The 19,358-nt window shown below is 69.1% G+C and carries 13 protein-coding genes; 8 read left to right on the top strand and 5 right to left on the bottom strand.

The window, feature by feature from the left end:
* The first annotated feature begins 4 nt into the window (after positions 1–4).
* From AC6CH0_RS14920 to mutM, 3 genes are read left to right on the top strand one after another with little or no spacing between them, the layout of a single operon-like run.
* Positions 5–835, top strand: a complete 831-nt coding sequence (locus AC6CH0_RS14920; protein ID WP_498102206.1) for a carbohydrate ABC transporter permease — start codon at positions 5–7, stop codon at positions 833–835.
* A 29-nt stretch (positions 836–864) separates the two neighbouring features.
* The gene (locus tag AC6CH0_RS14915; protein ID WP_498102204.1) at positions 865–3,909 is read left to right on the top strand and encodes an alpha-mannosidase; all 3,045 of its coding nucleotides are present in this window, start codon (positions 865–867) and stop codon (positions 3,907–3,909) included.
* Positions 3,910–3,952: 43 nt separating this feature from the next.
* Positions 3,953–4,909: a bifunctional DNA-formamidopyrimidine glycosylase/DNA-(apurinic or apyrimidinic site) lyase gene (gene mutM, locus AC6CH0_RS14910; protein ID WP_498102202.1), complete on the top strand. Its 957-nt coding sequence runs from the start codon at positions 3,953–3,955 to the stop codon at positions 4,907–4,909.
* Here the strand turns inward: mutM and AC6CH0_RS14905 are convergent.
* Positions 4,869–5,951, bottom strand: a complete 1,083-nt coding sequence (locus tag AC6CH0_RS14905; RefSeq protein WP_498102200.1) for a GNAT family N-acetyltransferase — start codon at positions 5,949–5,951, stop codon at positions 4,869–4,871. The genes mutM and AC6CH0_RS14905 overlap by 41 nt on opposite strands.
* Before the next feature lie 161 nt (positions 5,952–6,112).
* Between AC6CH0_RS14905 and smc the strand changes: the two genes are divergently transcribed.
* Positions 6,113–9,631: a chromosome segregation protein SMC gene (gene smc / locus AC6CH0_RS14900; RefSeq protein ID WP_498102198.1), complete on the top strand. Its 3,519-nt coding sequence runs from the start codon at positions 6,113–6,115 to the stop codon at positions 9,629–9,631.
* 40 nt (positions 9,632–9,671) lie between these two features.
* On the opposite strand, the gene AC6CH0_RS14895 is transcribed toward smc, so the two are convergent.
* Together AC6CH0_RS14895 and AC6CH0_RS14890 are read right to left on the bottom strand one after the other, a co-directional pair.
* Positions 9,672–11,336 carry an alpha-amylase family protein gene (locus tag AC6CH0_RS14895; protein WP_498102196.1) on the bottom strand — a complete coding sequence of 555 codons (1,665 nt, stop codon included), beginning with the start codon at positions 11,334–11,336 and terminating at the stop codon, positions 9,672–9,674.
* Entirely contained in the window at positions 11,333–12,301 is a 969-nt protein-coding gene (locus AC6CH0_RS14890; RefSeq protein ID WP_498102194.1) for a TIGR03885 family FMN-dependent LLM class oxidoreductase, read from the bottom strand. The genes AC6CH0_RS14895 and AC6CH0_RS14890 overlap by 4 nt, the downstream gene beginning before the upstream one ends.
* Before the next feature lie 104 nt (positions 12,302–12,405).
* Here AC6CH0_RS14890 and ftsY point away from each other — a divergent pair, with 104 nt between their 5' ends.
* The 3 genes from ftsY (at position 12,406) to ffh (ending at position 15,443) form a co-directional block, all read left to right on the top strand.
* The gene (gene ftsY / locus AC6CH0_RS14885) at positions 12,406–13,281 is read left to right on the top strand and encodes a signal recognition particle-docking protein FtsY (protein ID WP_498102192.1); all 876 of its coding nucleotides are present in this window, start codon (positions 12,406–12,408) and stop codon (positions 13,279–13,281) included.
* A 16-nt stretch (positions 13,282–13,297) separates the two neighbouring features.
* Positions 13,298–13,780, top strand: a complete 483-nt coding sequence (locus AC6CH0_RS14880; RefSeq protein ID WP_498102190.1) for a DUF2004 domain-containing protein — start codon at positions 13,298–13,300, stop codon at positions 13,778–13,780.
* 76 nt (positions 13,781–13,856) lie between these two features.
* Positions 13,857–15,443 carry a signal recognition particle protein gene (gene ffh / locus AC6CH0_RS14875; protein WP_498102188.1) on the top strand — a complete coding sequence of 529 codons (1,587 nt, stop codon included), beginning with the start codon at positions 13,857–13,859 and terminating at the stop codon, positions 15,441–15,443.
* Positions 15,444–15,510: 67 nt separating this feature from the next.
* On the opposite strand, the gene AC6CH0_RS14870 is transcribed toward ffh, so the two are convergent.
* Positions 15,511–16,332, bottom strand: a complete 822-nt coding sequence (locus AC6CH0_RS14870; RefSeq protein ID WP_498102186.1) for a spermidine synthase — start codon at positions 16,330–16,332, stop codon at positions 15,511–15,513.
* A 148-nt stretch (positions 16,333–16,480) separates the two neighbouring features.
* On the opposite strand from AC6CH0_RS14870, the gene AC6CH0_RS14865 reads away from it, so the two are divergent.
* Complete coding sequence (locus AC6CH0_RS14865; protein ID WP_498102184.1) at positions 16,481–17,923, top strand: GH1 family beta-glucosidase; 1,443 nt, start codon at positions 16,481–16,483, stop codon at positions 17,921–17,923.
* Here the strand turns inward: AC6CH0_RS14865 and AC6CH0_RS14860 are convergent.
* Positions 17,920–19,110: a glutamate--cysteine ligase gene (locus AC6CH0_RS14860; protein WP_498102182.1), complete on the bottom strand. Its 1,191-nt coding sequence runs from the start codon at positions 19,108–19,110 to the stop codon at positions 17,920–17,922. The two genes, AC6CH0_RS14865 and AC6CH0_RS14860, sit on opposite strands and share 4 nt — an antisense overlap.
* Positions 19,111–19,358: the final 248 nt, after the last annotated feature.

Here is a 19,358-nt window from a genome sequence, read left to right as displayed (position 1 = left end):
GGGGATGACCTCACCCAGCAGACGAAGCCTCAGGGCGGTGTCCAACGGCGTGCTGCTGCTCGTCGGCATCGCCTTCGCCCTGCCGCTCGTCTGGCTCGTGCTGGCATCGGTCGACGAACGCGCGACGCTCTCGATCAAGCTTCCCGATGCCGTCTCGCTGCAGAACTTCGTCGACGTGATGACGCCCGAGAAAGCCTTCATCCCGCTGTTGAACAGCCTGATCCTCTCGGCGGGCTGCGCGATCATCACGGTCGTCGTCGCGGTGCTGGCGGCGTATCCGCTGTCGCGCTACCGGATGCGCATCAACAAGCCGTTCCTCTACGGGGTGCTCTTCGGCACCTGCCTGCCGATCACGGCGATGATGGTGCCGGTCTACAGCCTGTTCGTCGCGTTCAACCTCATCGACTCGATGGCCGGGACCATCCTCTTCCTCGCGGCGACCAGCCTGCCGATGGCGATCTACATGACGAAGAGCTTCATGGACAGCGTGCCGGTGACGCTCGAAGAGGCGGCCTGGATGGACGGTGCGTCGATGATGTCGACGCTCACCCGAATCGTCGTGCCACTCATGCGCCCGGGGCTCGCGGTGGTGTTCATCTTCGTGTTCATCGGTGCCTGGGGCAACTTCTTCGTGCCCTTCGTGCTGCTGCTGTCGCCCGACAAGCTGCCGGCCGCGGTGAGCATCTTCGCCTTCTTCGGCCAGTACGGGTCGGTCGCGTACGGCCAGTTGGCTGCCTTCTCCCTGCTCTACTCCGTTCCCGTGATCGCCCTGTACGTGCTCGTCTCACGGGTGCTCGGCGGGTCGTCGGCGCTCGCCGGCGCCGTCAAGGGCTGATCGAATCCGACTCATAAGGAATCAATTTCATGCACGACAATTCCGTTCTCGTCCGCGCCAGGATCGCCCGCTTCGTGGAGGAGCGGCTGGCACCCGCCGCCACCTCGGCCGGTGCCCAGCTGAGCATCAGCGCCTGGGAGGTGCCGGACGAACCGGTGCCGTTCGCGGAAGCCGTGATCCAGTCGTTCGAGCCCTTCACCGTCGGCTCGCCATGGGGCAAGCCGTGGGGCACGACCTGGTTCCACGTCACGGGCGAGGTGCCGTCCGAGTGGGCGGGGCGCGCCGGCGCCATCGAGATCGTCGTGGACCTCGGCTTCCTCTCGGGCCAGGCCGGCTTCCAGGCCGAGGGGCTCGTGTTCGATCCCTCGGGGCGCATCGTGAAGGCGATCGAGCCGCTCAACGACTACATTCCGGTCGAGGTCGGGCCGGGTGGCCGCATCGACCTCTACATCGAGGCGGCGTCGAACCCCGACGTCGGCAGCGACTGGAGCTTCCGGCCGACCGTGGTCGGTGACAAGTCCACGGCAGGATCGGAGCCGATCTACCGACTTCGGAAGGTCGATGTCGTGCTCCGCGACACCGAGGTGTGGAACCTGCAGATGGACATCTGGACGCTCACGGGCCTGATGAACGAACTCAGCAGCGATCTGCCGCGCACTGCCGACATCCTGCGCGCGCTCGAAGCGGTGGTCGATCGCATGGACCCCGACGACGTACGTGGGACGGCGGCGCTCGGTCGGGAGATCCTGGCACCGGTGCTCGCGCAGCCCGCCTACGCGAGCGCTCATCGGGTGATCGCGGTCGGCCACGCCCATATCGACTCGGCGTGGCTGTGGCCGGTGCGCGAGACCATCCGAAAGTGCGCGCGCACGTTCTCCAACGTGCTCGATCTCATGGACCGCGACCCCGGATTCGTCTTCGCGGCGTCTTCGGCGCAGCAGTACGCGTGGATGAAGGAGCACTATCCAGAACTGTTCGAACGGATCCGCGCGCGCGCCGCCGAAGGCCGATTCGTGCCCGTCGGCGGCATGTGGGTCGAATCGGACACGAACATGCCGGGCGGTGAAGCGCTCGTCCGTCAGCTCCTCGCCGGGAAGGAGTTCTTCATGCGCGAGTTCGGCATCGAACCGCTCGAAGTGTGGTTGCCCGATTCGTTCGGCTACTCCGCCGCATTGCCGCAGATCGTCAAGGCCGCAGGATCGCGCTACTTCCTCACCCAGAAGACGAGCTGGAACGAGACCAATACGATGCCGCATCACACCTTCGCGTGGGAGGGCATCGACGGCTCGCGGGTGTTCACGCACTTCCCGCCGGTCGACACCTACAACTCGGTGCTCTCGGGCGAGGAGCTGGCGCGAGCGCAGCGGCAGTACTCCGAGAAGGGTGCATCGAACGTCTCGCTCGTGCCGTTCGGGTTCGGCGACGGGGGTGGTGGCCCGACGCGCGAGATGCTCGCGGCGGCGGTGCGCACCGCATCGCTCGAGGGATCGCCGACCGTGCGGGTGGCGTCACCGCGTGCCTTCTTCGAGGAGGCCGAACGCGACTACCCGAACCCGCCGGTGTGGTCGGGTGAGCTCTACCTCGAGTTCCATCGCGGCACCTACACCTCGCAGGCCAAGACCAAGGCCGGCAACCGCCGCAGTGAGCACTTGCTTCGGGAGGCCGAACTCTGGGCGACGACGGCAGCGGTGCGGGCCGGTGCCGAGTACCCCGCCGAGCGTCTCGCCGAGCTCTGGCACTCGGTGCTGCTGCTGCAGTTCCACGACATCCTGCCCGGCAGCTCGATCGCCTGGGTGCACCGCGAGGCCGAAGCCGGCTATGCGCGGATCGCCGGCGAGCTCGAGGCGATCATCGCCGAGGCGATCGCCGCGCTGGGCGCCGGCACGGCGAGCGTCGACCACGGCGACCGGCGGTCCGTCGCGTTCAATGCCTCGCCGTATGCGGTCGCGGGCGTGGCGCCGTTGTCGGCTGGGCCCATCGAGTCGCCGACGATCGTTCGTGCCGAGCGGGTCGGCGACGACCTCGTGCTCGAGAGCGACCGACTCCGCGTCGTCATCGACGGCAGCGGACTCGTCACCTCGCTCATCGACGTGACCACCGGTCGTGACGCGATTCCCGCCGGACAGCCCGGCAACCTCCTGCAGTTGTTCCGCGACACCCCGACGCAGTGGGATGCCTGGGACATCGACGAGCACTATCAGCGATCGGGCACCGATCTGCGGCAGGCCGAGGTGGTCGAACCGGTGACGGATGCCTCGGGGCGGCCGGGCGTGCGGATCGAACGTCGATTCGGGGCCTCGACGGTCGTGCAGGTTCTGAATCTCGATGTCGACGGAGCAGCACTCGAGATCGAGACGATCGTCGACTGGCACGAGAAGCAGAAGCTGTTGAAGCTCGCATTCCCCATCGACGTGCATGCCGAACGCGCGGCCTCCGAAGTGCAGTTCGGCCACGTGCACCGCTCGACTCACGTGAACACCTCGTGGGATGCCGCCCGATTCGAGACGTGCGCACACCGATGGGTGCACGTGGCGGAGCCCGGATTCGGCGTCACCGTCGCGAACGACTCGACGTACGGGCATGACATCACCCGCATCGCCGGTGCGCACGGCGCGACGACGACCCTCGTGCGGCAGTCGCTGCTGCGTGCCCCGCTCTTCCCCGATCCGCAGAGCGACCAGGGCCGTCACCGGCTGCGCACCTCGGTGTCCATCGGCACCGACGTCATCGACGCCGCGAAGGAAGGGTATCGATTGAATCTCCCGATCCGGGAGGTCGCCGGTGCGCACGCAGTGGCGCCGATCGTCCGGAGCGACGCACCGAGCATCGTGGTCGAATCGGTCAAGCTCGCGGAGGACCGCTCGGGTGACGTCGTCGTTCGGCTCTACGAGGCTCGAGGCGCACGAGCCACGGGCACCGTCACTGCGGACTTCGCGACCACGGGCGTCGCGGAGACTGACCTGCTCGAGCGAGTCGCCGACGAGCCGACTGCGCTCGTGGGAGCCGAGGGCGGGGTCGCGACACTGCACCTGCGGCCGTTCCAGCTGGTCACCCTTCGGTTCAGGCGCAGCTGAGGACCGAGGAGGGCGGGTCCGGTCTCCGCAGTAGCATCGAGGGATGCCTGAGCTTCCCGAGGTCGAGGTCGTGCGGGCCGGACTCGCTCCGGCGGTGACCGGCGCGGTCGTCTCGGCGGTCGAGGTGCTCGATCCGCGTTCGCTCAGACGCCACGATGCGGCATCCGGTGACTTCGAAGCGCTCGTCACCGGTGCCCGCATCGAGGCCGCGGTTCGGCGCGGCAAGTTCCTCTGGATGCCGCTCGGGGGCGATGCCGCGCGCGACGGGCGAGCCGTCGTCGGGCACCTCGGCATGAGCGGGCAGATGCTGCTGCGCACACCCGACCATCCCCGCGACCACGCGCACGCCCGCGTGCGGCTGCACCTCGAGCACCCCGAGGTCGGCGAACTGCGTGTGGACTTCGTCGACCAGCGCATCTTCGGCTCGCTCGCCGTCGACCGGCTCGTCGCGACCGCCGACGGCGAGGTCGGCGGCTTCTCGGGCGAGGTGTCGGGGGAATGGGCGAGGACCGTGCCCGCGCAGGTCGCGCACATCGCGCGCGATCCGCTCGACCCGGCGTTCTCGGAACGCGACTTCTTCGCCGCGCTCGCCAAACGCGGCACCGGCATCAAGCGCGTGTTGCTCGATCAGGGCGTCGTGAGCGGCATCGGCAACATCTACGCCGACGAATCGCTCTGGGCGGTGCGCCTGCACGGCGAGCAGCCGGCATCGTCATTGTCGATCCGTCGTGCCCGCGAACTGCTCGGAGCCGTGCGCTCGGTGCTCGGCAAGGCGCTCGCCGAGGGCGGCACGAGCTTCGACGCCCAGTACGTCAACGTCAACGGCGCGTCGGGGTACTTCGAACACTCCCTCAACGCCTACGGTCGTGCCGGCCTGCCGTGCGCTCGGTGCGGCACGCCGATGGTGCGAGAACCCTTCATGAACCGCTCCTCGCACCGTTGCCCGAAGTGCCAGCGAGTCAGGCGCGCTGCCACTCCGCGCTCATCCCGCGAAGGGTGAAGCCGAGCGCGATGTTGATCGCGAGCATGTGGTCGTTCTCGTCGGCGTTCCACGTGTAGATGTCGGTGCGCTCCGGCGCCGTCTCGCCGAGGCGCACGAGGTTCGCGAGCTTCAGGAGCATGCCGAGCCCGTGCCCACGATGTGCGCCGAGCACGATCGTGTCCCACTGGAAGACCGCCTCCGAGTTCGTCGGCAGCTGCAGCTCGGTGTAGCCGGCGACCGAGCCGTCGGGCGCGATCGCGGCATGCACGAGCGTCGTGCGTCCGCCGGCGCGGGCCCGCTCCTCGCCGGCGCGGACGCGTGCCGCGTCCCATGACTCCTCGTCGATCGTGATGCCTCCGGCCGGCACATCGGTCGACATCGCGGCGTGAGCCACCGCGAGGCTGTCGACGAGTTCGTCGGGTGCATGGTCGATCCAGCCGGTGAGGCGGTACCCCGCGTCATCCGGGCGCCGCGCTGCGAGACGTTCGGCCAGCATGCGCCGGAATTCCTCGAGACGCCCGGCGACCGTCAGGCCGCTCACGCGCTCGAGCTGACCGAGGCGATACCCGTGCCGCGTGGCGAAGGCGGCGCCGGCCCCCGCGGCGGGGATCGATCCGGTGCCATCGGGAGCCTCGAGGCGAGACCCGGCGACCTCGAGGTCGGCGAGCGACACGTCCGAGTAGCCGGCGAGCACCTCGCGGCCGACCGAGCGGGCATGCGTCTCCGCCGCGGCGAGCAGCGCGGTGCCCAGGCCGCGCCCGCGCTCGCCGACGGCGACGCCGACCGAGATCTCCGCGGTCCGGGCGGCATCGCCGCGTTCCCACAGCACTTCGGCACGGCCGACGCAGCGCCCGTCGTTCCACGCGGTGAATGCCTGACGCCCCGTGTAGCGGTCGTCGTGGAACTCGGGCAGCAGTTCGCCGGCTTCGTACGCGAAGCGGCGGTGCCCCCACACGGACTCGTCGATCACGGCCGTGAGTTCGGCGTACGCCTCGAACTCCTCGGATTCGGGTGCGCCGAGTCGTGCCGGCACGTGCAGTGGTCGGATGTCGATGCCCACCTCGTCCTCCTTCGCCGCCGTTCGGGCAGCCGATCAGACTATCGCTGCCGTCAGCTGCCGACAACCGCGGATCGGAACCCCGTCGGCGCGCGTGCACGGCGCCGGCTCGAACCTCGGATACCGTAGTCCCCAGCGTTCTCGCGACCAGGAGAGGGTGGGACGTGTACCTGAAGAGCCTGACGCTCAAGGGCTTCAAGTCCTTCGCACAGCCGACGACGTTCGCGTTCGAACCGGGCGTCACCTGCATCGTCGGTCCCAACGGGTCCGGCAAGTCGAACGTCGTCGATGCACTCGCATGGGTCATGGGCGAGCAGGGGGCGAAGACCCTCCGCGGCGGCAAGATGGAAGACGTCATCTTCGCCGGCACCTCGACTCGCGGGCCGCTCGGTCGCGCCGAGGTGAGTCTCACGATCGACAACAGCGACGGTGCACTGCCGATCGAATACAGCGAGGTCACGATCTCGCGAACGCTGTTCCGCAACGGAGCGAGCGAATACGCGATCAACGGCGAGAACTGCCGACTGCTCGACGTGCAAGAGCTGCTCAGCGACTCCGGTCTCGGCCGTGAGATGCACGTCATCGTGGGTCAGGGTCAACTCGACCAGGTACTGCGGGCCACCCCCGAGGACCGGCGCGGCTTCATCGAGGAGGCCGCCGGCATCCTGAAGCACCGCCGCCGCAAAGAGAAGACGCTGCGCAAGTTCGACGCGATGCAGGCGAACCTCACGCGTCTCTCCGATCTCGCCGGCGAGATCCGGCGGCAGCTGAAACCGCTCGGCCGCCAGGCAGAGGTCGCACGAGAGGCCGCGACGATCGCCGCCGTCGTGCGCGACGCCAAGGCGAGACTGCTCGCCGACGAGGTCGTCGGTCTTCGACGAGCGCTCGACGAGCACGGCAAGAGCGAGCACGAACGCCACGCGGAGCGGCTCGTGCTGCAAGACCAGCTGGAACAGCACCAGGCAAAGGTGACTCGTCTCGAGCAGGCGCAGGTCGGCGACGCGGTCGACCGGGCTCGGTCGACGACCTTCGCCCTCGAGCAGGCGCAGGGCGGCCTCCGCTCCCTCGACTCGCTCGCCCGTCAGCGCATCGCCCTGCTCGGCAGCGCGTCGGAGCAGGCGGACGCCACGCCGAGCGTGACCCGCGCGATGATCGACGAGGCCGTCTCGGAACTCACCGGCATCCGCGATGGCGTCGGCATCGCCGCCACCGTGCTCGACGATGCGCACGAGACCACGATGCGGCGCCGTGCCGAGCTCGACACCGTCGACGAGGGCATCGCACGGCAGAGCGCTCTGGTCTCCGCATATGATCTCGAGCTCTCCAAGCTCACCGGGCAGGCCGACACCGCCGCGTCCAAGCTGGCCGCGGTGCGCGGTGAGGTGCTGCGTCACGAGAACGCGCTCGCGGCGTCCGCCGAGCGCCGAGCGGCGGCCGCGACCGCGCTCGCGGCGGCGGAGGCCGATGCCGACAGCGGAGAGACCGCCGAGACCGACCTCGACGAGGCCTACGAGCTGGCCCAGGCGGCGGTCTTCGAAGCCGAGGCCGAGATCGAACGCATCCGTGAGCAACTCCACGGCCGCGAACGCGAGCACGGGGCCCTCGGAGCTCGCACACAGGCGCTCTCGCTCGCACTCGACCAGAAAGACGGCTCCTCGGCGCTCGTCACGGCCGGTGTCGCCGGTGTGCGCGGCTTGCTCGCCGAGGCGCTGCAGGTCGAACCCGGATACGAGGCCGCTATCGCTGCCGCGCTCGGCTCGCTGAGCGACGCGGTGCTCGTCGACGACCGCGCCGCGGCGTACCGCGCCCTCGAACACGCAGAACGAGGCGAACTCGGCAGGGTGGCACTCGCGCTCGCCGACGCCGGCAGCGCACCGGCGGCAGCTTCGGCGGTCGACGGGCTCACCGCGGCATCCGACGTCGTCGCCGCACCCGCCGGCGTGCTCGGCCTCCTCGCCGAGGTGCTGATCGCCGATGACCTCGCCTCCGCGCGCGCAGCCGAGGCCGCGCTCGCCGCACGCGCGACGCCGGCCACCGTCATCACGAAGGACGGCACCGTGGTCGGCCGCTACGTGCTGCGCGGCGGTTCGGGGCGAAAGCAGAGTCGTATCGAACTCATCGCCGAGCGCGATCGTGCCGCCGCCCGCCTCGAAGAGGTGCGTGCCGAGATCGAGCGGGCGCGGTTCGAGCTCACCGAGCAGCGCCAGATCGTCGAGCAGTCGAAAGATCAATCGAAGCGAGCACTCGCGGCGCTGCGTGAGTTCGACGCGCAGCTCGCCCAGCGCACCGAACGACTGAACCGAGCCCGTGTGCAGTCCGAGGCGGCTGACGCCGACTCCGAACGGCTGCGCCAGGCCGCCGCGAACGCCGAGGGGCGCGTCGCGGAAGCCGAGGAGCTCGCCGCGGCGGCGCGGAGCGCGCTCGAGGTCGCCAGAGCCGAGCCGCGACCGGTGCTCGAGACCGGCGCCCGTGATGGGGCGCTCGCCGCGCTCGAGTCGGCACGCGAGGCCGAGGTCGAGGCGAAGCTCAGGCTCGAGACCGCGAAGGAGCGAGTGCGAGCCGAGGAGGCCCGCATCCGTGCGATGGAGGCGCAGTTCGAAGCCGAACGTCAGGCCGCAGCGGATGCCGCGCGGCGGGCCGTGATCCGTCGCGCCCAGCTCGAGGCAGCCACTCGCGTCGCCGAGGTGCTGCCCGCTGCGCTCGCGTCGGTCGACGCCTCGGTCGCCGAGGCCCGAGTCGCACTCGGACGGGCGGAGGCCGAGCGGGCGAGCCGCAATGAAGAGCTGCAGGCCGTGCGACGTGACGAGGCCGGCGTGCGCGAACGCCTGCACTCGGTGACCGAAGACGTGCACGGGCTCGAACTGCGCATCTACGAGAAGAAGCTGCACGTCGGCGGGCTCGTCGAGCGTGCCGAATCCGAGCTCGGACTCACCGAAGACGTGCTCGTCGACGAGTACGGCCCCGAGCAGGAGATTCCCGCAGAAGACGAAGACGGCGAGCCCCGCCCCTTCCGGCGCGAGGAGCAGCAGCGACGACTCGCCCAGGCCGAACGCAAGATCGCCCAGCTCGGCCGGGTCAACCCGCTCGCGCTCGAGGAGTTCGCGGCGCTCGAGCAGCGGCACCAGTTCCTCACCGAGCAGCTGACCGACCTCGCGAACACGCGAAAAGACCTGCTGACGATCATCGACGAGATCGACGGCAAGATGGAGTCGATCTTCCGCAGCGCGTTCGAAGACACGAAGGCGGCGTTCGCGGAGGTCTTCCCGGTGCTGTTCCCGGGTGGCGCGGGCAGCATCACGCTCACCGACCCCGACAACATGCTCACGACCGGCATCGAGGTGAGCGTCAAGCCCGCAGGCAAGAAGATCGAGCGGCTCTCGCTGCTCTCGGGCGGTGAGCGCTCACTCGCCGCCGTGGCGCTGCTGATCGCCATCTTCAAAGCCCGTCCGAGCCCGTTCTACATCATGGACGAGGTCGAGGCAGCACTCGACGACGCGAACCTGGGCCGTTTGCTGACGACGCTCGAGTCGCTCCGCGAAGACTCGCAGCTCATCGTCATCACCCACCAGAAGCGCACGATGGAGATCGCCGACGCCCTCTACGGCGTCTCCATGCGACAAGACGGCGTCTCGGCGGTCGTCGGACAGCGCGTGCGCGAGGAGCGCGAGGCGAAGGCGAGCTGACGGATGCCGCGCCATCCGCCCGCCGCCGGTGACGTGTCGTTCAGGTGAGCCGCCGGTCGTCGGGTTCGACGACCCGGAACCAGCGATAGCCGTACGCGTCGAGGTGCACGTCCGTGCGACCGCGCTCGTCGAGTTCGAGCACTTCGGCCGCGAAGAGATCGGAGAGCACCGAGCCGGGTGGGACCGTGCCGACCTCGAGCGAGACGACGGTCGGCCGCGGAGCGAAGTTGTGGGTGGCGACGAATCGACCCACATCGGCCGTGATGCAATGCGCGAGCACGGCGTCCTGGTCGTGTTCGAGCAGTTCGAAGCGCCCCCATCCGATCTCGGGCGAATTGCGGTAGACGGCGGCGAAGCCGCGAATGACGCTGAGCAGCGAGTCGGGGTCGTGTCGCTGCGCCTCGACGTTCACGTGCTCGGGGGAGTAGCCGTCGGCGGGCGGCGTCGCCACGAGCTTGCGCTCCGGCGCGCGCGAGAAGCCGCCGTTCTGCTCCCCGTTCCACTGCATGGGCGTGCGCACCGAGAGCCGACCCGCCTGTTCCTTGTTCTCGCCCATGCCGATCTCTTCGCCGTAGAACAGCACGGGAGTGCCGGGAAGGGAGAACATCAGGCTGTAGACCATGCGGATGCGGCGTGGATCACCCTCGAGCATCGGCGGGAGCCGACGCACGATACCCCGGTCGAAGACGCGCATCCACTCCTCGGGGGCGAACGCGTCGAAGACCTCCTGGCGCTCTGATTCCGACAGCTTGTCGAGCGTCAACTCGTCGTGATTGCGAACGAAGTTCGCCCATTGCGACTCGGGTGCGATCTCGGGCCGTCGCGCGAGCGTCTCGGCGAGCGGTCGTGCGTCTTCGCGGGCGAGCGAGAGGTACAGGCGCTGCATCGCCTCGAAATCGAACTGCATGGTGAGCTCGGCCGGGGCGCCGTCCCGGCCGAAGTAGTCGAGCTGCTGCTCGTACGGCAGGTTGACCTCGCCGAGGAGCACGGCATCGCTCGACCGGCGCTGCAGGAAGCGGCGGATGTCGCGGAGGAACTCGTGCGGGTCGCCGATGTCGACGCCCTCGGGCGGCTCCAGGAGGAACGGCACCGCGTCGACCCTGAACCCGGAGACACCGAGCTGCAGCCAGAACCCGATGGTCTTCGCGATCTGGTCGCGCACCTCCGCGTTCGCGATGTTGAGGTCGGGCTGGTGGCGATAGAAGGTGTGCAGGTAGTACTGCCCGGTGCGCTCGTCGAGTTCCCAGATGCTCTCCTCCTCGCCCGGGAAGACCTGGTTCTCGGAGTTCGGGGGCTTCTCGTCGCTCCAGACGTAGTAGTCCCGGTAGGGTGCGGTGCGGCTGCGCCTGGCGGACTTGAACCACGGGTGCCGGTCCGAGGTGTGGTTCATGACGAAGTCGATGATGACGCGCATGCCGCGGTCGCGCGCGGTCCGGATGAACTCGACCACGTCCCCGAGCTCGCCGAGACGGGGGTCGACGTTCGTGAAGTCGGTGATGTCGTACCCGTCGTCGCGATCGGGCGTCGGCTGGAACGGCATGAGCCAGATGCACGTCACCCCGAGCTCCGAGAGGTGGTCGAGCCGGTGCGCGAGTCCCTCGAAGTCGCCCGAGCCGTCGTCGTTCCAGTCCATGTACGTCTCGACGTCGAGGCAGTACACGACCGCGGTCTTCCACCAGAGGTCGCTGCGATCGGTGATCTTCATGAGCGGACTTCCTTCAGGGCGGGCAGCACGTGCTCGCCGAACGTGTCGATGAAGCCGGCCTGTTCGGTGCCGACGTGGTGGAGGTAGATGCGATCGACTTCCAACGCGGCGATGCCGGTGAGGTGGTCGAGGTGCCGGGCGGTGTCGGCGGAGCACACCAGGGTCTCGGACACCTGTTCCGGTGTCACGTCGGCGGTCCGTTCGTCGAAGTCCTGCGGGCGGTCGAGCTCCCAGGCGACGTTCGCCGGCACGAGGCTCTGGCGCCACTGCTCGTGGGCGATGGCGAGCGCCTCCGCATCCGTCGGTGCCCAGCTCAGGTGCACCTGCACGGCGATCGGCCCGCGACCGCCGGCATCGCGGTAGGCGCCGATGAACTCGCGGAGCGCGTCGTCGGGCTGATCGATCGTGATCACTCCGTCGGCCCACGTCGCGACCTCTCGGGCCGTCTCGGTGCTCACCGCGGCGGCGAACAACGGCGGGGGAGTTGCCGGAAGGCTCCATACGCGCGCCCGGTCGACTCGGATCAGTCCATCGGTCGAGACCTCTTCGCCATCGAGCAGCCGGCGGATGACGTCGACGGTCGCAGCGAGCCGTGCATCACGTTCCTCCTTGCCGGGCCACGGGTCTCCGGTCACGTGCTCGTTGATGGCCTCACCGCTGCCGATGGCCGCCCAGAACCGCCCGGGGTACATCTCGGCGAGGGTGGCCAGCTTCTGCGCCGCGATCGCCGGGTGGTATCGCTGCCCGGGCGCGGTGACGACACCGAGCGAGAACCGCGTGGCCTCGAGCGCAGCGGCGAGCCAGCTCCATGCGTATCCCGAATGACCTTGTCGAACGCTCCAGGGCTCGAAGTGGTCGCTGCACATCGCGGCATCGAAGCCGGCCTGCTCAGCGCGCTTGACCGCCTCGAGGAGGCGGCTCGGCGGGAGTTGTTCGTGCGAGGCGTGGAATCCCACGATCGTCATCAGTGCTCCTTCCAACGCTTCGACCGTGCCCCCGAGCCGGCTCGGCGGCAACCCCTTGCAGGCGCGCGCAGATTCGTTGTACTCGCGCGCCGTAGGCTGGACGCATGGCAGAACGTGCATCCTGGTCGCTCGGCGCGGCCCTTCGCGGGGTCTTCAGCGCGAAGACGATCGACGACGACACGTGGGACGACCTCGAGTCCGCATTGATCCGCGCCGATTTCGGTCCGGCGATCACCGAAGACGTCGTCGCCGAGATCAGGGCGCAGGTCGAGCGCTTCAAGACGACCGACCCCAAAGACGTGCAGCGGATGCTCCGCGAGGTCGTCGAGGAACGCCTCGCGAAGTACGACCCCACGCTGAAGCTCACCGAGCGGCCGGCGGTCGTGCTCGTCGTCGGCGTCAACGGCGTCGGCAAGACGACCACGATCGGCAAGTTCGCCCGCTTCCTTCGCAGCTACGACCGCAGCGTCGTCGTCGGTGCGGCCGACACCTTCCGTGCGGCAGCGGTCGACCAGCTCGCGACGTGGGCCGAACGCGCGGGCGTCGGAATCGTGCGCCCCGAGCGCGAGGGCCAGGATCCCGCGTCAGTGGCATTCCAGACGGTCGAGCAGGCCAAGCGCGACGGCACCGAGATCGTCATCATCGACACCGCAGGGCGCCTGCACACGAAGGGCGGGCTCATGGACGAGCTCGGCAAGATCAAGCGCGTCGTCGAGAAGCTGGCGCCGATCAGCGAGGTGCTTCTCGTGCTCGATGCCACGACCGGCCAGAACGGACTCGCCCAGGCCGAGGCGTTCATCGAGCACGGCGGGGTGACCGGGCTCGTCCTGACGAAGCTCGACGGCAGTGCGAAGGGCGGCTTCGTGCTCGCCGTGCAGGAGAAGACCGGCCTGCCGATCAAGCTCATCGGACAGGGCGAGGCGATCGGCGATCTCACGGGATTCACGCCGCACGTCTTCGCGCAGAAGCTCGTCGGTTGAGAGGGAGAGACACCACATGGCGATCGAACACGACTACTTCGGCCTCATCGGCGACTACTGGGCCGAGCGCAAGGAATACGGTGACCAAGACGTCGAAGTCGTCCTCGACGCCGACTCCGACGGGGTCTCGACCGCTTCGCTCGACGCGGCCGCCACGATGGTCGGCGAGCTCGAGCTCATCGACGACGAGCTGCGCGGCGTCTTCGTCGGCCAGCTCGACTCGGGCAGCAGCGTCGTGTCGCAGTTCCTCGCGTCGGTGCTCGACGGCGATGACGCCGAGGTCGCGGCATCGGTCATCACCAGGGACTCCGGCGATCGGCACATCGATGCGCTGCGCTCGTTGAGTCTCGTCCGCGTCGACCTCAGGCCCGATGCCGACGGCGACGGCGAGACGTTCGCCGAGTTCGAATACGGACTCGCCCCCGAAGACGTCGACGCGCGGCTCGTCGCAGCCATCGACATCGGGCGCGACATGGTCGACCTCCGCTTCGACGCCTGAGCGCTCCCGCGAACGGCACCGACGTGGTGGCGGCTGCGCCGACGCGGCATCCGACCTCATTTAGACTTGGCAGACCATGGCTACCTTCGGAAACCTGTCTGACCGCCTCGCCGAGACCTTCAAGAATCTCCGCACCAAGGGCAAGCTCTCGGCGTCCGACGTCGACGGCACCGTTCGCGAGATCCGGCGCGCGCTGCTCGACGCCGACGTCTCGCTCGACGTCGTCAAGCAGTTCACCGCGCACGTGCGCGAGCGCGCGCTCGGCGACGAGGTCAACAAGGCGCTGAACCCGGCGCAGCAGGTCGTGCAGATCGTCAACGACGAACTCGTCGCGATCCTCGGTGGCGAGCAGCGACGCCTGCAGTTCTCGAAGACACCGCCGACCGTCATCATGCTCGCCGGCCTCCAGGGCGCCGGCAAGACCACGCTCGCCGGCAAGCTCGCGAAGTGGCTCGTGAAAGACGGACACACGCCGCTCCTCGTCGCGGCCGACCTCCAGCGTCCGAACGCCGTGAACCAGCTGCAGGTCGTCGGCGCGCAGGCGGGCGTGCCGGTCTACGCGCCCGAACCGGGCAACGGCACCGGCGATCCCGTGAAGGTCGCCCGAGACGCCGTGAAGCAGGCCGAGCGCGCCCAGCACGACGTCGTGATCATCGACACCGCCGGCCGGCTCGGCGTCGATGCCGAGCTCATGAAGCAGGCGTCGAACATCCGCAAGGCCACGAACCCCGACGAGGTGCTCTTCGTCATCGACGCCATGATCGGCCAAGACGCGGTCACCACTGCGAAGGCCTTCCAAGAGGGCGTCGACTTCACGGGCGTGGTGCTCTCCAAGCTCGACGGCGACGCGCGTGGCGGTGCAGCACTGAGCGTGGCCTCCGTCACCGGGCGCCCCATCATCTTCGCCTCGACCGGTGAGGGGCTCGACGACTTCGAGCCCTTCCACCCCGACCGCATGGCGAGCCGCATCCTCGACCTCGGCGACATCCTCACGCTCATCGAGCAGGCGCAGTCGGCCTTCGACGAAGAAGAGGCGATGAAGGTCGCCGAGAAGTTCGCGACCGACCAGTTCACCCTCAACGACTTCCTCGCGCAGATGCAGCAGCTGCGCGGAGCCGGCTCGATCAAGAAGATGCTCGGCATGCTGCCGGGCGCCGGCGGCATGAAGCAGCAGCTCGAGAACTTCGACGAGCGCGAGATCGTGCGCACCGAGGCGATCATCCAGTCGATGACGCCCGCCGAGCGGCAGAACACCAAGCTGCTGAACGGCTCCCGGCGTGTACGCATCGCCAAGGGCTCCGGCATGACGGTCACCGACGTGAACCAGCTCGTCTCGCGCTTCGAACAGGCCGCGAAGATGATGAAGACGGTCGCGCGCGGCGGCATGCCGCAGATCCCCGGCATGGGGCCGATGCCCGGTGGCGGTGGTCACGGCACCGGCAAGCGGCAGTCGGGCAAGGGCAAGGGCAAGAAGTCCAACGCATCTCGCTCGGGAAACCCGGCGAAGCGAGCTGCGGAGAACGCAGCCATCGGCTCCGGTGCCGCGCCCGGCGAGTCGGCGGCGCCGGCCGGTTCGGGATTCGGGCTGGGCGGCGGCGGTGGTGCGAAGGCGGCACCGAGCGAAGAGGAACTCGCCGCCCTGCAGCGGATGCTTCGCCGCTGAGCCGGTTCCGCTGAGCCTGCTGCCGGCGGGCTCGCTCACGGCGGGCATGTTGCCGGCCAGCCGTTCGTCAGCGGGGCGGCTCCTCTGACGCCGCATCGTGGCGCACCGCGCCGGCGAGCGACTCGAGCGCCGGGCCGTCGACGACCGCCGTTCCCGTCGCGAGCGACAGCGGGTCTCCGGCAAGCCACTGCGCGACCGAGGCCGTGTCGAGCGGTTGCCGCGCCGCCACGATGATCGTGTTGCCCGGCGTCATGCCGCCGAGCACCGCCTCGGAGCCGATCACGAGCAGATGGGGCAACAGCTCGAGCACGGCGGCGATCGTGTCGCCCGTCACTTCGGGCTCTGCGCCGTTCAGGCAGTTGACGATCAGCACGCCGCTCGATGAGAGCAGCGCGACGACCTCGGTGAAGAACTCGCTCGTGGTCACGTGACGTGGCACTGCACCGCCGGCGAAGACGTCGACGAGGACGAGATCCCACTCGGCGTCGCCGACTGCGGCGAGACGTCGCACTTCCGCCCTGGCATCGCCGATCGCGAGCTCGATCCGTGCGTCGACCGGCAGCGGGAGGTTCGTGGTGACGAACTCGAGCAGTTCGGGGTGCAGCTCGACGACGCGCTGTCGAGAGCCGGGGTGGAGCGCATGCAGGTATCGGGGGAGCGTGAGTCCGCCGGCACCGAGGTGCAGTACGGCCGGTATCTCGCCCGGCAGTGAGCCGAGCACCGCGGCGATGCGGCGCACGTAGGGCAGCTGCAGGTCGCGCGGATCATCGGGATTCACGTGCGACTGCGTGACGTCGTCGATGACGAGCGAGTAGCCGCCGTTCGAGCCGCGATCGGGCTGGAGCTCGGCCCGGAACGCGGTGGTCACGAGGGTGCGCTGCGTTTCCATGATCTCGTCCAGACTATGGCGTCCCGCTGGGGGCGGGCGACGCCGGCGGCGATCGCAACGATTCGACTCGAGCTGTCGGGCGTCAGGTGATCGCGCTACATTGATGCGGGCGGCAGCGGATGCCGCGACGACGACTGGAGCACTGACGATGACGATCGGCACCCCCGACTACCGCGACGACGGCCTCGAGTTCGGCGAGGACTTCCTCTTCGGTTCGGCCACTGCCTCGTACCAGATCGAGGGTGCCGTGCGCGAAGACGGCCGCGGCCCGTCGATCTGGGACACCTTCAGCCACACTCCCGGAAAGGTGTGGAACGGCGACACGGGCGACACCGCGTGCGATCACTACCACCGCCTCGACGAGGACCTCGACCTGATGGCGCGGCTCGGTCTCGAGGCGTACCGCTTCTCGATCGCGTGGCCCCGCATCCAGCCGACCGGCCGTGGCCCGGCGAATGCGGCGGGTCTCGCGTTCTACGAGCGCCTGGTCGACGGGCTCATCGCCCGCGGCATCCGGCCCATCGCGACGCTGTATCACTGGGACCTGCCGCAGGCGCTCGAAGACGAGGGCGGGTGGGCGAACCGCGCGACCGCGTACGCCTTCGCCGACTACGCCCGCATCGTCGGCGAGCGGCTCGGCGACCGCGTGTCCGTCTGGACGACGCTCAACGAACCCTGGTGCAGCGCGTACCTCGGATACGGATCCGGCGCGCACGCGCCGGGGCTCATGGACGGCGCGAAGTCGCTGGCCGCGGTGCACCACCTGAACCTCGCCCACGGGCTCGCGATCGCTGCGCTCCGCGAGGTCGCGACGAACGACCCGGGCTACTCGATCACGCTGAACCTGCACGTGATCCGTCCGTCGGGCGAGGGCGGGGCCGAGGCCGCGCGACGCATCGACGGGCTCGCGAACCGCGTGTTCCTCGGTCCGCTGCTCGGTGACGGCTACCCGGCCGATGTGATCGCCGACACCGCGGCGATCACCGACTGGTCGTTCGTCGAGCCGGGCGACACCGAACTGATCGCCCAGCCGCTCGACCTGCTCGGCGTGAACTACTACTCGACCGTGACCGTCGACATGTGGGACGGCATTTCGCCCCGGGTCAACGCCGACGGCCACAAGGACATGGGCGGCACGCCGTGGCCGGGCTCCGAGCACGTGGAGTTCCTCGAGCAGCCGGGCCCGTACACCGATATGGGCTGGAACATCGACCCTTCGGGTCTCGAAGACCTGCTCGTGTCGCTGAGCGAGCGCTACCCCGAACTGCCGCTCATGGTGACCGAGAACGGCGCTGCGTTCCCCGACGTGGTGGTCGAGGAACCCGACGGGCCCGCCGTGCACGACACCGCGCGCATCGACTACCTGCGCCGGCACTTCACCGCGGCGCACCGTGCCATCGAGCGTGGTGTCGACCTGCGCGGCTACCAGGTGTGGTCGCTCATGGACAACTTCGAGTGGGGCTACGGATACTCCAAGCGCTTCGGCATCGTCAGGGTCGACTACGACTCGTTCGAACGGCTGCCGAAAGACAGCGCGAAATGGTATGCCGAGCTCATCCGCACCAGGCGGATCCCGGCCGAGTACAGCTAGTCGCCGCTCGGCGGCACCGCAGGCCGAGCGGATGCCGGGGGCGGGCCGCTCTCGATGCCGTCGCGCAGCTCGCGGGCCAGGTGGGCGACGACCGCCGTCAGGTCGCCGCCGGCCGCCTCGGCGACCCGCAACTGCCGTGCGTAGCTCGCCCCCGAGTCGAGCATGCCGCGCACGCCCTGCAGCTCGACCGCGCACCCGAGCCGCTCCGCCGTCGGTGCGAGCGTCGTGAGGAGCTCGCGGAGGTGGTCGGCGACGGGGCGCTCGGTGCCGGCGACATCCGTGATCACCTTCGCCTCGAGTCCGTAGCGCGCCGCCCGCCACTTGTTCTCGCGGACGTACCAGGGCTGCAGCACGGTGAGCGTGCCGCCCTCGTCGAGCGTCGTGCTCATCCACTCGACGAGGCACTGCACGAGGGCGCCGATCGCCGCGATCTCGGCGGCGGTCGAGAGGCCGTCGCAGACGCGCACCTCGACCGTGCCCCACTTCGGCGACGGGCGGATGTCCCAGCGCACCTCGCTGTGGTCCTCGATGACGCCGGTGCGCACGAGATCGTCGACGTAGCGCTCATAGGCGGGCCAGTCGGCGAGCGGATAGGGGAGCCCGGCGGTCGGCAGCTGCTGGAACATGAGCGCGCGGTTCGAGGCGTAGCCGGTGTCGACGCCCGCCCAGAACGGGCTCGACGCCGAGAGCGCCTGCAGGTGCGGGAGGTAGGCGAGGAGTCCGTCGAGGATCGGCAGCGCCTTGTCGCGGTCGTCGATGCCGACGTGCACGTGCACGCCCCAGATCATCATGTTGCGACCCCACCAGCGCGTGCGCTCGATGAGCTTGTGGTACCTCGGCTTGTCGGTGAGGTGCTGGTCGTACCACTGGCTGAACGGATGCGACCCGGCGCAGACGAGTTCGTACTCGCCGAGTCCGTCGATGACGGTGCGCACCTCGGCGAGCTGCCGTTCGAGGTCGGCGACGGCGTCGGCGACCCGGGCATGCGGACTGCTCACGAGCTCGACCGTGTTCGTCAGCAATTCGGAGGTGATGAAGGGATGCGTCGCGCCCTCGCTGCCCGCATCGAGCACCTCGAGGACCCGATCGCCCACGGAGGCGAGCTCGCCGGTGGCCCGATCGACGATCGCGATCTCCCATTCGAGGCCCACACTCGACCGCGGTGAGTTCGCGAATCCGATCGTCATGGTCTCACCCCCGTTCCCGCGGCGCGGGCGCCGACGTGGAGACATCATGCCACGATGGGGGCCCGCGACCATGTGCGCCGTGTCATCGGATGTCGCAGTCGACGTCCGCCGACAACCGTGCGATTACCGTTGCGGCGCGAGATCTGCAAGAATGGTCAGTCGAGTTCCGTACCGTCCGACCCTCTATCCGACGCGCAGAACCTATTGAGCTTCCGCCGAGTGTGCACCCCACGCTCACGGCTGTCAGT

The organism is Agromyces sp. GQ35 (genome assembly GCF_059758475.1).
The sequence above is the reverse complement of the archived record's forward strand: the minus strand, read 5'-3'. Positions and strand labels throughout refer to the sequence as shown.

What these genes read in the sequence shown, in the direction of transcription:
- AC6CH0_RS14920 (WP_498102206.1), top strand. Translation starts at nt 5, where the DNA reads ATGACCTCACCCAGCAGACGAAGCCTCAGGGCGGTGTCCAACGGCGTG.
- AC6CH0_RS14915 (WP_498102204.1), top strand. Translation starts at nt 865, where the DNA reads ATGCACGACAATTCCGTTCTCGTCCGCGCCAGGATCGCCCGCTTCGTG.
- mutM (WP_498102202.1), top strand. Translation starts at nt 3,953, where the DNA reads ATGCCTGAGCTTCCCGAGGTCGAGGTCGTGCGGGCCGGACTCGCTCCG.
- AC6CH0_RS14895 (WP_498102196.1), bottom strand. Translation starts at nt 11,336, where the DNA reads ATGAAGATCACCGATCGCAGCGACCTCTGGTGGAAGACCGCGGTCGTG.
- AC6CH0_RS14890 (WP_498102194.1), bottom strand. Translation starts at nt 12,301, where the DNA reads ATGACGATCGTGGGATTCCACGCCTCGCACGAACAACTCCCGCCGAGC.
- ftsY (WP_498102192.1), top strand. Translation starts at nt 12,406, where the DNA reads ATGGCAGAACGTGCATCCTGGTCGCTCGGCGCGGCCCTTCGCGGGGTC.
- AC6CH0_RS14880 (WP_498102190.1), top strand. Translation starts at nt 13,298, where the DNA reads ATGGCGATCGAACACGACTACTTCGGCCTCATCGGCGACTACTGGGCC.
- ffh (WP_498102188.1), top strand. Translation starts at nt 13,857, where the DNA reads ATGGCTACCTTCGGAAACCTGTCTGACCGCCTCGCCGAGACCTTCAAG.
- AC6CH0_RS14870 (WP_498102186.1), bottom strand. Translation starts at nt 16,332, where the DNA reads ATGGAAACGCAGCGCACCCTCGTGACCACCGCGTTCCGGGCCGAGCTC.
- AC6CH0_RS14865 (WP_498102184.1), top strand. Translation starts at nt 16,481, where the DNA reads ATGACGATCGGCACCCCCGACTACCGCGACGACGGCCTCGAGTTCGGC.
- AC6CH0_RS14860 (WP_498102182.1), bottom strand. Translation starts at nt 19,110, where the DNA reads ATGACGATCGGATTCGCGAACTCACCGCGGTCGAGTGTGGGCCTCGAA.